The following is a 15,275-nucleotide window of genomic DNA, read 5'->3' as shown; positions in this document are numbered from 1 at the left end:
ATGCCCTGGTCACTATTATTACAACTAGTACCTCGGAAAGTATGGCTATGGCTGATAGGAATCGCCATAGCTCTTTTTCTTTTACAAATGGTTCTGTTTGTTTCAGCGATTACCACGTTAATTGGGTTTCAAAAAAATCATTCCAACGACCAAGTGCAGTCAGTCGATGTGGTAAATGGAACGGCACAAGTGTCAGCAGCCGTGGAGCAATATCGACCACTGTTTGAAGAATATGCAGCTAAATATGGTGTCTCAGAGTATGTAGAGCTTTTGATGGCTAAGACGATGCAAGAATCAGGTGGATTATTAGATGATGTCATGCAATCGAGCGAGTCACTCGGCTTACCACCAAACAGTATTGAGGATCCTGAACGGAGCATTAATGTTGGTGTTCGCTATTTTTCAAACATGTTAGAAAAAGCTGAAGGAGATGTGAAGCTCACCTTGCAAGCCTACAACTTTGGTGGCGGATTTATTGATTATGCCAATGCTCATAACAATGGAGAATATAGCAAGGAATTAGCGATTGAGTTTTCTAGAATGAAGTACCAGGAGTTGAAACACACCGGGCTCTATTCCTGTATTCGTCCTGAGTCAGCAGCTACCGGTGCTTGTTACGGAGATATTGGGTATGTGGAGGCCGTTTTAAGCTATCTGAAAGGTGGCGTTGTCGAGGGAGAAATTGATCCAACTGGCGATTGGGTGATGCCCATCTCCGGGTCATTCATCCAAACTTCTGACTATGGTATGCGCATTGATCCGTTTGATGGAACAAAGACCATGCATCGTGGAATGGATTTTGCTTGTACGAACGCCGTGACGCCGATCAGAGCTGTTGATAACGGCCAAGTTGTCAGTGTTAGAAAGGGCAATACAGGCTACGGGAATAGCGTGATTATCAAGCATGAGACTGGCTTATATAGTCACTATGCTCATCTCTATTCATTGCATGTAACAGAAGGGGAAGTCGTTCAACTGAAGGAAGCTGTTGGAAAGTGCGGGACCACTGGAAACTCAACTGCTCCCCATTTGCATTTTGAAGTATTGACGAAAAATCAGTACCGTTCGGATATCGATCCAGCCCCATATCTTGGCTTGTAAAGGACGTTGATAGGATGAATAAAAAAATCATTTTTGTGCTGTTTCTAGTTGTTCTATTGGTCATCACCTCGTTTAACATCTATGACTTTCAGGTGTCTTCGAATGAAGATTTACAGGCTGAAATTCAACAATTACAACATGAAAACAAGACTATTTCAGAAGAAAATAACAAGCTAAAACGGCTTCTTAAACAAAAAGAACCAGTAGAAGTTCAAACACAGTATAATCCATTGTTAAAACAAATATCGACCTTTGTAAAAGTCGCTTTTGTTCACAGCAAAGAGACGTATCCAGAACGAAAAAAGCAAGCTGAAAAGATTATGAGTGATGAACTGCGGAATATATTCTTCCCAACAGATACCTACAAGGGGGATACCAGAACAGGTGTTAATGATGTCCAAGTATTTATCGAAGCAAGTACTCTCACAAATGATCATGCGACGGTGTTAGTGAGATTGAAACACACTCTTTATTCATTGGAAAATGAACAAAAACAAGTCTCCCCAGTGTTTATAGAGATACATGCCCAACGTCAAAATGAACTATGGATCGTAACGGATTTTACTGAAATATAAAGAGGTGGAGATGAATGAAAAGGCAAGCAGATTCGATTCCAGAAAACACTTCTACGAAGTATCTTATCGCCTTGAGTGCGATCGTTGTGTTACTTCTATTCTTTTTGTTTTCAGGGCTTGTATTCGGAAACAACGATCATGCAAAAGTACAACAGACCCCTTTGAAAGAGTCGTTAACGATTAGTGGATATGGAGAATTGATTGTTGAAGAGTGGATCTATAATCCGGATAAGAATTTTATGATCGTGACATTGAACCTTGAGAAATCATCTACCATTTATGAGGGAAATTTGAGCTTTATAGCACAGGAAAAAGAATATCCAAATCGAGATCTTCCAACTTCAGTAGAGTATCAAGATGGAAATCGATATGTCGTTAGTATCCAGCAGGTGAGTCCTTCATTTGAAGTCATGGCTTTAGATATCAATAAAGGGGATAGCAGCAATGGTGCACTCATACAAGGAGAACCATCTCCTCCTAAAGGAGGTGAAAAGAGCAACGATTTAGCTCGTATCTATACAGACGAACGCAAAGTGAAAGTAGACACCCAATTGAGTATTCAAACGGAACAGGAGTATGAGGTTGCTTCACTATCACAAAAGATCAACCAAGCGAAAAAAACAATTGAAGAGAAGGAGAAACTGATTCAAACGATCGAAGAGCGATTAAAAGAAATTGATCAAAAAGTTGTTGAATTAGAGTCAGAACAATTCTATGAAACGGAGGAAGAGAAGGAACAAATCAATGCGCAAACCAATCAATTGGAAAATGAAAAAGATCAGTTAAACCGAGAAGCTTCGGACGGTGAACTAGCCATACAAACGATAAGAGAAAAGCTCACGATGTTAAAAGAAAAACGAGATATGGTTGAGGGTTAATGTCCTGTTAGGAGCTTCATTTATGAACACATTAGCGACACATAGCCTGTGTTATGGCCACACAGTTCATTTGAAAGCGAACGTATAGTGCTGTTTTAGCAACACATTGAAGACACATCTGGCGGTTTTCTTGTTCCCACGTTTTGCCCGGCTCTGCCGGGATTCCCACACCAAGTGGGAACAAAAACCCCTTATGCTCTTTTCTATCTAGGAACTGGTTTACAGACTACATCAATTGGAGGGTGTTCAATGGAAATTCGGATTCGGTATATGGACCCTAGAACGGTTCAAAGAATTGATGAACTTGCCAAGGAAAAAGGAATGAGTCGCCAAGAGTTTTTACACGCCCAATTACATCAATTAGCCGTCTTTCGTGAAGAGAATGAACGAGAAAAACGGTTAAACCAATTGGTTGATCGAAACATTCAAACGATGACACATTGTTACACAGCGATACGCGAAATGTATGACATTTTACATTATGAAGAATCTAGTGAAAAACCATGATTGAAACGGTCACACCTGGTGTGGTTTTAAAAACAAAATTTGTGACTGCGAATCAAAAGGGATTCCAAGATTACATTCAGTATGTGGATCGTGAAGAAGCCAAAGGAAAAGGAGAAGTGCACCATTCCGTATTCAATCTATATAACGACTATATGGATGACCCAGCCAAAACCTCATCCCTATTCACCCAACAAACAAATCATCTTTCAATGGATGGGAAAAGTGGAATCAAATCGTTATTTAAACTAGCTCAGGAGAATAATAGCATCATGTGGCAGGACGTGATCACGTTTGATAATGATTGGCTTCAACAACAAGGCGTATACGATGACCGATCGCATACTCTTGATGAGAATCGGCTGAAGGAAGTTACCAGGAGATCGATGCAGACCATGTTGAAAAAAGAAGGACTACAGGAAAGCGCAATCTGGTCCGCAGCTATCCATTATAACACCGATAACATTCATATCCATGTGGCAACAGTAGAACCAAATCCCACACGTGAGCGAGGCAAACGCAAGCCGAAAACGTTAGATGCAATGAAGAGTGAAGTGGTCAACGGATTGCTCGATCGAGATCAAGAACGGAATAAAATCAATTTTCTGATTCGAGATCATATGGTTCATTCAAAAAAGGAAATGAGCAGCTTGGAATGGCAAAATCGTGAATTTAAACCGTTATTCATAGAAGTCTATCATCAGTTACCCAATAATAAGACCCAGTGGCAATATGGCTATCAAAAACTCAATCCGATTCGTGGGAAAATAGATGATCTTACTACCAGTTATTTAAACAAATTTCATAAAGAAGATATGAACCAATTGCATCAGAAACTTGATCAAGAAGTTGAGGTGTTAAAGCGTGCTTATGGAGATGGGGAAAAAGACAAAAAGAGATATCAGCATTATAAACAGAACAAGCTTGATGAGCTCTATAAAAGGATGGGAAATGCTTTTCTTCAAGAAATGAAAGGTTATGACCGGCTACAGAATTCAAAGCATGAATTACACTCTACATCTCCCTACCATAATTCCATTCGCTCTATGTTACCAGGTTTTCAGTTACAGAGATCGTTGATAAGAATTCAACGCTCAATGGATCAGACCTATGAACAATTTATCAACGAGCTGGATCATCAGAAATTGGAACGTGAAATTGAACGAGAAAGGTAGGGTGGAAATGATGCGAAAACGCCAAAACGTTACATTACATGAAGAAACGATTGATTTAATAAACGAGTATCAGGAACAACATCATATTCGATATCCCGGTGAAGCTTTGGACCGTATGGTTGCGGAATGGGAAGCACAACAGTCGAAGGACCATTCGTTAGAATATGTGATGAGATTGATGGCGAGTCGTTTTCAAGAGGTCTTTTCTGAAGAGATGAAACGGTTACGGTTAGCAGCAAATAGCACCAACACAAATACGCAAGTGCTTCTCGAATTGATGAATGGATTTGCGATGGATCAAAACTTGGAAAGCTGTGTCACCACACAGCTTTTTGAGAGTCAGGCATTGAAGGATGCGAGGGAAGCTGTTGAAGAAAGGATTAGTCATCAACGTCAAAAAAGAATTAGTGGGGACTAGGAGAAGGAATTATCAACTTATCTTATTTTATTTTTCATTACCTTCAAATATTGAGAGGAGTTGGAATCATGTTGTTGTTTGATCAAAACTATGAGATGGGTATATTTAAAGGTTTTGGTGATCGAAATGAACTCGTTATCGAAGTAGGATCTCAGGAATACGTGCTTGAGTTAAACAAAGAAGAGATAGCTGACGTCGTATACCATTTAATGCATCATGAGAACTTACTCATTCCTTATAATAAAGAAACGCAGCAGTTGGTTTTAAATTCTGACCCACACTATGATGAAGAAGAAATGGAAGAGCTCATGAATATCAGTGAGGGAGCTGATGACCATGACGAGGAGTAAACGATCCTATCAAAAAAAGTCACCTGAACAAGTCAAAGAGGAAATTGAAAAACTCACGTCTGGAATGGAAGAACGTATTTCAAATCACTTTCATTCGCCGGAGCAGTTAAAAGAATATTTGGACTTTATGGGAAAGTTTTATCGCTACTCTCCTCAAAATACAGCACTCATTGAATCTCAGTTCCAAGGAGCTGAAGCTGTTGGGTCATATGCTTTTTGGAAGGAAAAAGGGTTTCCAGTGAATAAAGGAGAAAAAAGCATTAAAATACTTGTGCCAAATCGATTAGGAGAGCAATTTCAGAATAAAGAAGGGGAATGGATCCCTCTTAAAAAAGCAACCAAACAAGAAAAGCAACTAGTGAAAGACGGCCAACTCGATAAACGAGATGGCCGTCTTATTTTTTCTAAAGGAAGTATATTTGATATTTCTCAAACGAGCGCAACGCAAAAGGACTTGCCTAATATTTTTCCGAATAAGTGGATGGATGGAGAAGTTGAAAATTACAGCCAGTTGCGGAACGGCATGGAGGCGATTGCAGAAAACAATAACATTCGAATCGTCGAGCCTTATGAAGAGTTAGGAGCGGCCAAAGGAGTTAGTTATACAGAAAGAGGAGAGGTGGCTCTTAACCCTCGAAATTCAGAACGTCAGGATGCGAAGACATTACTCCATGAACTTACACACGCCAAACTCCATACAAAGGACAATTTCACCGCATACTTAAAACCTGAGAAAGAATTCCAGGCGGAAATGACAGCTTATACCGTTGCTTCCTATTTCAATATTGATACCAGTGACTACTCGTTAGATTATCTGCATAACTGGACGAAGGGGCATGAATTTAAAGACTATGAAAGCCTGTTACAAGAAGTTCAGATAACAGCTAAAGAATTTATTGCGACCATTGAAGAATCTATGGAACAAGAAAAGGAAGGGGAGAAAACTATGAGTCTTAATGAAGAAAAACAAGAAATGCAGGATAAACAGGAAAGAGAGGGAGTAACTTCAGAAAAGCTCTCAAAAATGTATCGAAGCCAAGTGAGCCGGCATAAGGAGGAAAAACTTGAAAAGCATTATTCTCACCAAGACTTCAAAGATGCTTATAAAAAAGAGGTAATGAACTATTTTGAACCAATAGTGGGAAAAGGATTAGATAAAGAAGAAAACAATGACTGGAAAGAACGTTTAAGAAAGATACGTGTTTTTCAAGATACTCAGAGTAAAGAAGAGGTGTACCAACTTAAAAAGGACTCTCTTAAAGAATTAAAAGAGATTCCTTTAACGGATCGCGGAGAGAAGCGACTATCTCGAATCGAAAATAAGCTGGAGCGAGAGTTCCATGAAGGGACAGGAAAAGAAAGCACCAGTTCGGAAGTGAAGGATGGGAAGGGGAACAAGGGGTATTTTCAGATGAAGGAAAAACAAAAAGAAAAAGTAGAGATTGAACGCTAGGCAGGGAGTTTTCTCCCTGTCTTTTTTTTATATCTAATTTTAGAGAAGAGGAAGTGTAGAATGGCCACTCATGTAAGAGCAAAGCGGAGGTTGCTAGTAATTTAGACTATCTTCAAATTATTAGCTCCATCAAGTGCATGTTAGATTAGTAAGAGAAGACCAATTTTTAAGAGCAAATGCATAAGAGAGCATATCAATATCCATTACATAATGAAATGAATGATTTGATATTTTTAAATTTAATATTAAGTCGGTATCTCCACCACACTAGGCTAATGTTTTAAGGTGGGAGAGTCAGGAAGCGATTTCTATCATAAAAATATGCTGAATTCATAGTGTAATTAAATGAAAGTTTCGGAGTATTCCACCTAATACTTTCTTTATCTAATCCTTATCAATACTTCTTTTATAGGAGTTATATTCAACTCTATACTACTTAAAAGTTAGTGTATAACAAAAAAATATCGGATTACTTTTTATTAAAGTTGCGATGTTACAATGTGATTAAGAATTTAATGAATAGTACATATTTTTCTGTTTTTGTGTAATTAATTGACATTAAATGATTATATTGTCATGATTGTTTATTAGTAGTTACTAGTTAATTTGAAGGGGATGATGTACTTTGCAGTGGTAGGTGCTAAAACGATAGAGGACTTGAACACATAAGAATGAGGTGAGTTTAGTGGATGAAATAAGGATGTTGGTGAATACGCTTTCAAAAAATGAGATAGCAGCAGTTGTATGGAATTTCAGAATTAAAGTGAATGGATTTCATAAGAATTTTGAGCGAGTACCTATTGAAATGTTGCGTTCTTTTTTAATGAAAGAGTTAAAGCAAGGTTTGAAACTGAAACGCAAAGGGCGGAAATATACAACTATTCCTGAAGTATATGAATATATAAGCTTTTCATTTTTAAGAGAATATCCTAGTGTTGAAGAGTTATCCCTCGAAGACCTAGCCTTAAAGTTGGAAACTGATTTAAAATTCTCACAAGGAGCGATTCTATCTCTGATTTATACAAATTTCCGAGATGATTATGATGAATACAAGGAGATCATGGCAAGTAATGTAGAAGAAAACAAGCCTTTGTTAAACGGAATAGTTAATAAAATAACCATTGAAGAGAAATTGAAAACATTACAGTGGGAATTACTCTCAGAGGATGATTTATTTAATCGTTTAAAAGAATATATTTCTCAAGTGGAAGAAGAGGCGGGCAAAGAGTTTTACGAAAAAGTTTACCATAGAGTAAATATAAGCGGAGAGGAAAGTTTCTTGAACGAGTTATCTTTGACGCCGAAGGATTTACGACATATCCCTATATTGGCTTTTTTAATTGAAAAAAATAGATATTTAGAAGTTGACTATAATTACTTTCTTCAATATGTAATACGCATATTTGATGATAAAGAAAGGGCTGTGGCGTTTAGAACTATCAAAGAATTAGAAGAAGAAGTTGATAAAAAAGAGAAAGAATTCCAGAAAATAAAGGAAGAAAAAGAAAGGTTTGAAGAGATTGAGAAAAATAATAATAGGTTAAAAAAACAATACTCTGAATTAAAGGAATACAATGACAAACTGGTGACGAGGGCTGCTAGATTATATGAGTTACAAGAGATTAACGAACCTTTTTTGAGATATTTTCAAAATTTGTTGTCAAAGCATCGAGCTAGGATTATAACAAGTGACACAGAAATTTTCCATAATACAGAAATTATAGATTATGTAGAAGGGATCCAAGAGTTTCATTGTCATCGCAAGAAAAAAAATGCACAACGTTATCAGGATCAAACAATTCTTATTTCTAGAGCTTCTTTTGTTTCTACACCTGAATGGATCGTGACGAAGAGATTTTTTGAAAATAACAAGATTCATTATTTTGAGTTATCAGGATATGATATTAGCGATTATATTAAGCAAATTGTTGAGAATCTCCATAAAGAAAGGATGCGGGTATATTGATGAATGGATTCGTAGATCAAGAGATTAGTAAAGAGGATAGACAAAAAATTGAGGAATGTTACATATTAGGAAGGCTTGCTGACGATGGTCCGTTACCTCGACTCGGTGCTGAACTAGACAAAGCTGTAGCCTATCATAAGGACGGAGAGGACAGGGTGGTATTTTACCTTACTGCCTTATCTAGGGAGCCAGAGTTGCTAAGACGATTATTAGGAAAAGACAAAGACGAAGTTTACATTTCCTTCGACAATAAAAATAAGCGATATCTAGAAAGAATTGGATATTTCGATGGAGAAAATCGAGTAGAGTTTCTAAGAGAACACTTTAGAGGTAAGTTGATTTTATTTAAACCTGTACTAAATTATGAAATAAAAAAAGAGCGATACCACTATAATTTTGAGATCCTATTGGTAGAAAAGATGGAATCAGCAGATGAGATGAATCAAGACTTTCTTCCTGTCCCTGTTTTAAGTAACTCCGTTCCTTCTACACGTTTTGAAAGAAAGTTGTTGGACGAGAAGCCTGTAGAGCTTAGTTGTTATAATCATGCGTTGGAAGTTCCAGAGTTCATCATATGTGATGGATATATCTATCAAATCCCGGATGAATCTGTTTTAGAAAAATATGCAGTCAATTCCAATATGTATATTTGTAGAAAGCCAGAACAAGTTATGCGAATAGAAATTCCTGAGGATTATGAACGGAATATGAGAATGGTTCATAAAGAAATTGCTTTTACTTCGAATGATAATAGGTTAAGTTGGATCGATCTGATTAACGATGAGGGAATTTCAATTCAAGAAATAGAAGAGAGGAAGAAAGCGGAGTCGAGTAAAGAGGAGAAGGAAGAGAATGCACAGAATGAAAGGGGCAATGTAAATCCAGAGGACCTAGATGAAAAAGAATTCAAAGAGACGGTGACAGAGGGCGACTTTATTCTTCGACTGGATTATTTAGCACGTAAGAGAAAATTAAGGTACTCTCTTGAAGACCTTTATAACTTCCATACATCTTTAAAGACATCGAACTTTACTATTCTGGGAGGAATGAGTGGTACTGGAAAAACACAGTTGGCAATGTTATATGCAGAAGCAATGAAGATGGTAGAAGGAGATAATTTGTTGTTTGTTCCAGTAAAACCTTCTTATACTGAACCTAGTGATTTGTTAGGGTTTTTAAACCCTCAGACAGGAGTTTACACTGAAAGCGATGTAGGCTTGGTTTCCTTTATGTACGAAGCAAGTAAAAGGCCAGAAGTAATGCATATGGTTGTGTTCGATGAGATGAACTTAGGACAGGTAGAGCATTATTTCAGTGACTTCTTATCAATACTGGAACTTGAGAGTGAACAGAAACGTTTGCGATTATTTAATAAAAGCACTATGTGTGTTCAAGAACATCTAAGGGATGGAATTTTAATTAAAAACAATATACTTTTTGTAGGTACAGCAAACTTCGATGAAACCACAAGAGATTTCTCAAATCGTATGTTGGATCGTAGTAATGTGATCATTTTGGAAAAGGCGACATTTGCCGATGCTTATAAACACGAAACAAACGAAAATATCGAAAATCCTAATGATTATGCAAATCAAGAAAAGAATGAAATAAAAAATCCCGATGCTGAAATTACTGCTGACAATTATAACGGATGGGTTGTTAATACTGGGAAACGACTAGCCTCCTTGGAGGAACGAGAATTATCTATCTTAGATAAACTTCATGAGGAAATGAGTAACTTTGATTCTCAAACAGGGGTATCCTTCAGAATTGCAGAGCAAATCGGTCATTATCTAGAGAATATCCCTAATGATGAAAATGGTGTTCCATTTCTATCTAGAGGCACAGCTTTTGATTACCAAATCAAACAGCGTATTTTATCAAAAATTAGAGGTCACAGAGAACAAATTGAGAAACTGGTAGGTCGGTATGATGAAGAAAATGGGTACTCAGATGGAAGGATAAGTATTGTGCTCACTAGTGAAGAGCGTCAAAATTGCGAGAAATCTATTGCTTATCTGGAGCAAAAAGCGAAAGAGTTGATGAGAAATGGTTACACGTTATAAAGATAAAAAAATGCCGTTTTCTTGTTATTTCGAGGATCGGTTTGAGCGCAAGTATGAAGTGAAGGAGTTGTGGAAGAGTGAAGAGGATATGGAGGTTTCTAACTTTCCCATTTTAAAAGAGAACTCCATTATTGGTCTTCAGTTTTATGTTGAAGAAGAAGTAATGTATGATCCACAATCGTATTGCAGTGTTCAAACGAACTTGTACGACGAATCGGATGAACAAGTCGTATTAAAACATTCCTTGAAATTAGGGGATACAGATAAGGAATGGGTTTACCAAGGGGGAAATGACGAGGAATTCCCATGGAGAATGGGGGTCTATTTCCTGGAGGTTTATTATAAAGGTGAAAGATATCTGGGGGGGATTAATGTCCTACCTCATCATTTGAACGAGAGACAAGTAAAAGAAATACACGACTATCTGAATGAGCAGGTTCAAGATATAATTTATGATTTTGTTTACAGTAATAAGACATTTTCAAAAAATGATGAAACAGTACTACCTAAGTATTGGTATTACGATTATGCTAGGAAAATCGCTGAGGTATATGAGGAGTTTATGTATTGTATGACAGCGATTGAGAAAAATCCTAAGGAAAGAATGGAATCGGTGTATAAGCCTTCGGTTCGTTCGGGTAAAATTGATCAGAAAAGTATCCGTTGGTCGCTATCAAATAAGGGTTTGGAGAAGAACGCAGGAATTCACCAGAATAATTTCCAACTAAATAAGAAAAAAATGACAAATTATGATTCTAAGGAAAATCGGTGGATAAAAAATATACTTTTGATATGGAAAAGAGACATCTTAAATGTAGCCTCCTATATTAAGCGTGATCTGAATAATTATAGTAATAAACTAAAGAAACAGAAAGAGGAATATGATCGTATTTATCAGGAAAAAGAATTTCTTATGAGTAAGAGGGATCCAGGCGAATATACAAAGAGAAATGTCAAAAGTCAAATGTTAATGATTGAGAAAGATATGAATAATACAAGAACCAAAGTCTCCATATTGAAAGGAAAGTTAGATATTCTAAGTAAAATGGAGAGTAAGTTAATTTACTTTATGAAAAATACCTTCTTAGAAAATGTTGAAAGAGGTATGAGAAAACCTTTCTTGAAGAAGAATCAATACTATCGTGTAGATTCTATTTTTGAAGAATTGAAAAGAATCCGTGAAAATAAAGGTGAAAATAATCAATTAACCCCTATTTTAAAACCAACTTGGCAAATTTATGAGTACTTTTGTTTGTTTAAAGTAGTTAAAATACTTAGAGATTCCGGTTACTCACTAATTGAAGGTATAGATGAAGATGTTTTAAATCTATATTTTGAAGATAAAATCCAAGAAGGAACTAAATTTGTTTTAGAAAGTGAAAATAAAGTTGTTCATATATGGTATGACCATTATCATGCTCATACAGAACAAGAAGCTCTTGATAAAGGAGAACTTTTTTATACACCCAATCCTAAGAAAAAACCTGATCTTAAAATTGACTTCTTCACTAAAACACATAATGGCCAATTATTTGATACTTCAGTAGTGATGGATGCTAAATTTAGTCAATTGAAAACAATTTATAACCATCAATATAGAAACCGGACTACGGAGCAATTATTAGGTTATTATAGTTATTTCTGCGTTCTCCCTGAGGCTGGACATCGCCCATGTGTTGATAGAGTGGTGTGTTTATATGCAGGTGAAGGAATCCGTGATGTTCAAAAAAGATATGAAAACATTATCTATTTAAGATTACACCCATTGCTTGATGATACAGGTACTTACGTAGTTGGAGAAGAGGAGTTGAGAAATATACTACAATTATCTTCTTAAATGAGATTTCCTTAGTCATAATGACTGGAAAATATAATAACACGCTGATGCTAGCCATGATTGAATAACATACTTTTTAGCATACTATTACTCATGTGTGTTTAGCATTCAAAGGTTAAGGTATTTTAATCGATTCCCTCGAAAGCTTCATTCACCAATTGTTTAGCAGTTTCATATATTCTATTTATTTAGAAGAAACTATGGGCGGCATTTCACCCATAGTTAGCAATTTAGCAAGATGGTAATAGCAGAACATTCATTAATTAAAGTTGTTGACGAATTGTTGACCGAATACGTCAACAACTACTTTTTACAATCATAATTAATCATATACCTAATTTATAAAATTCAGTTATACCGGGAGTCTTCAATCCTTATCATTATCAATACTATTAAGAAATTGTGACTGGCAGTGTAGAGGTCAGCGGTTCGAGCCCGCTATGCTCCATCGATAAAACTCTGTAAGAAAAATCACTATAATAGAGGCCTTTCATCGTTCAAAGTGAACATATGGAAGGCTCTTTCTTATACGGTCATTAACAGTCCTCATTAGCTTAACTTAGGGAATTATTGTTAAAATAGTAACTTAGAATCTTATAGGAAAATCACTCACACACGATATACTATTTGTTAGACCTACTAAAACCTATAGTAAACATTCACCCTTCAACAGAAGTATGAATGAGAAGAAGGAGGAACTATTTCATGAAACAACGGAACTTAGGAAATACAGGAATACAAGTGTCCGAGGTTGGATTTGGAGCATGGCAACTAGGTAATGAAAAAGACTGGGGAAAGATGACCGAGGATGAAGCTATTCATTTAGTGAGGAACGCGATGGATTCCGGGTGTACGTTCTTTGATACTGCTCCTAACTATGGAGCTGGGAAAAGTGAAGAATTGCTTGGAAAAGCTTTTGAAGGAAAAAGAGATCAGGTGGTCATTAGCAGTAAATGTGGGCATCATTCGAATGGTGAACAAAACTTCGAACCTGAACAGTTGATGAGCTCAGTAGAAGATAGTTTACGAAGGTTACATACAGATTATCTTGATAGTCTATTTCTTCATAACCCGCCTTTCTCAACTCTTAATGGAAACAGCCCGCAGTTTGAAGTACTGGAAAAACTAAAGAAGCAAGGGAAGATCAGAGCATATGGAGCTTCGGTAGATACTGGAGTAGAGATGGATGAACTATTAAATAATACGGACAGTCAGATTATTGAGGTTATGTTTAATCTCTTTCATCAAGAACCAGCGGCTGCTATACAATCAGCTGAACAGCAAGGGGTTGGCGTGATTACGAAGGTGCCTCTCGATTCAGGCTGGCTGACAGGAAAGTATGATGGGACTAGTCGATTTAGCGGAATCAGAAGCAGATGGAGTGCAGAAGAAATTGAACGAAGAGGAAGGTTAGCCGAACAAGTTCGACGTATTCTGGGACATGATATTTCAATGGCACAAGCAGCACTGCAATTTATTCTTTCTTATCAAGAAGTGTCTACCGTTATTCCTGGAGCAAAAGATATTCAACAATTCAACCAGAATATAGCTGCATCAGAAGGTAGCTTATCGATCGAAATAATCAACGAGTTAAAGGATATTTGGGCAGAAGAAATTAAGGATTCGAAGCTACCCTGGTAAATATAACTATATAAAGAACCATTTGTGTGAATTCGGTGCCTGAGCCCGATACGTTAGTTTAGTAGCGTATCGAGGCTCAGGCACCTTTTTCCATGTAGCGTTGTCTAATTCAGGAAAACGTCTTCCAAGCAACATTAAAATAATCCTGAGAACTTTTTTAAAGGGAATCTTTGTCCACAATGGAAAGTTTGTGGACAAAGATGGTAACAATATGAGAGACATGTACGATATATGGAAGCTAACATTAAAAATAATTGAACAGTGTGACGTATTAAACCCAAAGTGTTTTTAGTAGTAGAATCATTTGATGTGTTTCCTTTTATAATAACTGGTTTATATAAAGAGGTGTCTCTATGCTCTCGTTTATCGGAACAGTACTCATATTGTTTTTAGTAACCATTGTGGTTATAAGATCTATGGGGAAATCAGCCTTAGCTCAATTTACCCCACATGATTTAACAGCCTTATTTTTTATTGTAACCATAGCGATTAAAGCAATCAAAGTCGAAGGGATTACTCAAGCATTAATTGGGATTGCGATTGTCATTATCATACATATATCACTATCAAAATTAAGTCTTTACAAGCACCTCAATCGATTTGTAATTGGAGAACCAACGATTTTAATAAAGCATGGCAAGTTAATTAAAATGAATCTGAAAAAAAGTCGCTTTTCTTTGTCAGAACTATTATCAAGTATAAGAAGTAAAGGCTATGCTGACGTGACCAATATTCAATACGCTATTCTTGAACCAAATGGAGAAATAAGTGTACTTCCAAAGGAAGAGTCCATGCCTGTGACACCAAAAATTTTAAATTGTCATGTTGATTATAGTGGTCTTCCTATTGCAGTTGTCATTGAGGGGAAAATACAATATAGAAATTTAGTACTCATTCATAAAGATAAAGAATGGTTATTAAAAGAAATCAAAGCAGCTGGGGTTTCAAATATAAAGCATATTTTTTACGCTTCGGTAAGAGACGATGATTACTCCTTAACCGTAGACAATGGTAAAGGAAACATCGGAACATTAAAATAGTAAAGGATAAGCGACCATCACCTTAGGTTTTTAAATTAAAGTAAAAGTTATCGAGCAGAATCAGTGGAAAAGAAGCTTGGGAGTTATTTTCATATTGAAATGCTGGGTAAGTCATCAAAAAATGAATGGGCGAAGCATCACTGAAATCTCCCTCACGATTCTTTATAGCTGAATAACAGAAGGGTCTGACTCCATTTTGAGGATCGGGTCTTTTTTATATAACTTTAGTGGTTTTAGATTTAGTTAATAGAAGCCTGTTATCACAGATCCT

At 36.5% G+C, this 15,275-nt stretch carries 13 protein-coding genes; all 13 read left to right on the top strand.

Going from position 1 to position 15,275, the window contains the following annotated elements:
- Positions 1 to 1,101, top strand: a complete 1,101-nt coding sequence (locus tag ATG70_RS13125) for a lysozyme family protein (RefSeq protein ID WP_098444737.1) — start codon at positions 1 to 3, stop codon at positions 1,099 to 1,101.
- 14 nt (positions 1,102 to 1,115) lie between these two features.
- Positions 1,116 to 1,676: a hypothetical protein gene (locus ATG70_RS13120; protein ID WP_098444736.1), complete on the top strand. Its 561-nt coding sequence runs from the start codon at positions 1,116 to 1,118 to the stop codon at positions 1,674 to 1,676.
- Between the two features lie 14 nt (positions 1,677 to 1,690).
- Entirely contained in the window at positions 1,691 to 2,554 is an 864-nt protein-coding gene (locus ATG70_RS13115; RefSeq protein ID WP_098444735.1) for a hypothetical protein, read from the top strand.
- A 249-nt stretch (positions 2,555 to 2,803) separates the two neighbouring features.
- The gene (locus tag ATG70_RS13110) at positions 2,804 to 3,061 is read left to right on the top strand and encodes a hypothetical protein (RefSeq protein ID WP_098444734.1); all 258 of its coding nucleotides are present in this window, start codon (positions 2,804 to 2,806) and stop codon (positions 3,059 to 3,061) included.
- A complete protein-coding gene (gene mobP2 / locus ATG70_RS13105) occupies positions 3,058 to 4,233 on the top strand; it encodes a MobP2 family relaxase (protein ID WP_098444733.1) in 1,176 nt (391 codons plus the stop codon). The genes ATG70_RS13110 and mobP2 overlap by 4 nt, the downstream gene beginning before the upstream one ends.
- A 10-nt stretch (positions 4,234 to 4,243) precedes the next feature.
- Positions 4,244 to 4,651 carry a hypothetical protein gene (locus ATG70_RS13100; RefSeq protein WP_098444732.1) on the top strand — a complete coding sequence of 136 codons (408 nt, stop codon included), beginning with the start codon at positions 4,244 to 4,246 and terminating at the stop codon, positions 4,649 to 4,651.
- A gap of 68 nt (positions 4,652 to 4,719) precedes the next feature.
- Entirely contained in the window at positions 4,720 to 5,001 is a 282-nt protein-coding gene (locus ATG70_RS13095) for a hypothetical protein (RefSeq protein WP_098444731.1), read from the top strand.
- Positions 4,988 to 6,454, top strand: a complete 1,467-nt coding sequence (locus ATG70_RS13090; RefSeq protein WP_098444730.1) for an ImmA/IrrE family metallo-endopeptidase — start codon at positions 4,988 to 4,990, stop codon at positions 6,452 to 6,454. Before ATG70_RS13095 ends, ATG70_RS13090 begins: the two co-directional genes overlap by 14 nt.
- Before the next feature lie 685 nt (positions 6,455 to 7,139).
- Complete coding sequence (locus ATG70_RS13085) at positions 7,140 to 8,420, top strand: hypothetical protein (RefSeq protein ID WP_142329580.1); 1,281 nt, start codon at positions 7,140 to 7,142, stop codon at positions 8,418 to 8,420.
- Positions 8,420 to 10,486 carry an McrB family protein gene (locus ATG70_RS13080; protein ID WP_142329579.1) on the top strand — a complete coding sequence of 689 codons (2,067 nt, stop codon included), beginning with the start codon at positions 8,420 to 8,422 and terminating at the stop codon, positions 10,484 to 10,486. The genes ATG70_RS13085 and ATG70_RS13080 overlap by 1 nt, the downstream gene beginning before the upstream one ends.
- Positions 10,470 to 12,323 carry a nuclease domain-containing protein gene (locus ATG70_RS13075; RefSeq protein WP_098444727.1) on the top strand — a complete coding sequence of 618 codons (1,854 nt, stop codon included), beginning with the start codon at positions 10,470 to 10,472 and terminating at the stop codon, positions 12,321 to 12,323. The genes ATG70_RS13080 and ATG70_RS13075 overlap by 17 nt, the downstream gene beginning before the upstream one ends.
- A gap of 705 nt (positions 12,324 to 13,028) precedes the next feature.
- Entirely contained in the window at positions 13,029 to 13,964 is a 936-nt protein-coding gene (locus tag ATG70_RS13070; protein WP_098444726.1) for an aldo/keto reductase, read from the top strand.
- A gap of 353 nt (positions 13,965 to 14,317) precedes the next feature.
- A complete protein-coding gene (locus ATG70_RS13065) occupies positions 14,318 to 15,004 on the top strand; it encodes a DUF421 domain-containing protein (RefSeq protein WP_098444725.1) in 687 nt (228 codons plus the stop codon).
- Positions 15,005 to 15,275: the final 271 nt, after the last annotated feature.

This window comes from Bacillus sp. es.036 (genome assembly GCF_002563635.1).
GTDB lineage: Bacteria > Bacillota > Bacilli > Bacillales > Guptibacillaceae > Guptibacillus.
Note: the sequence above shows the minus strand (reverse complement) of the source record. Positions and strands in the feature narration are given on the sequence as shown.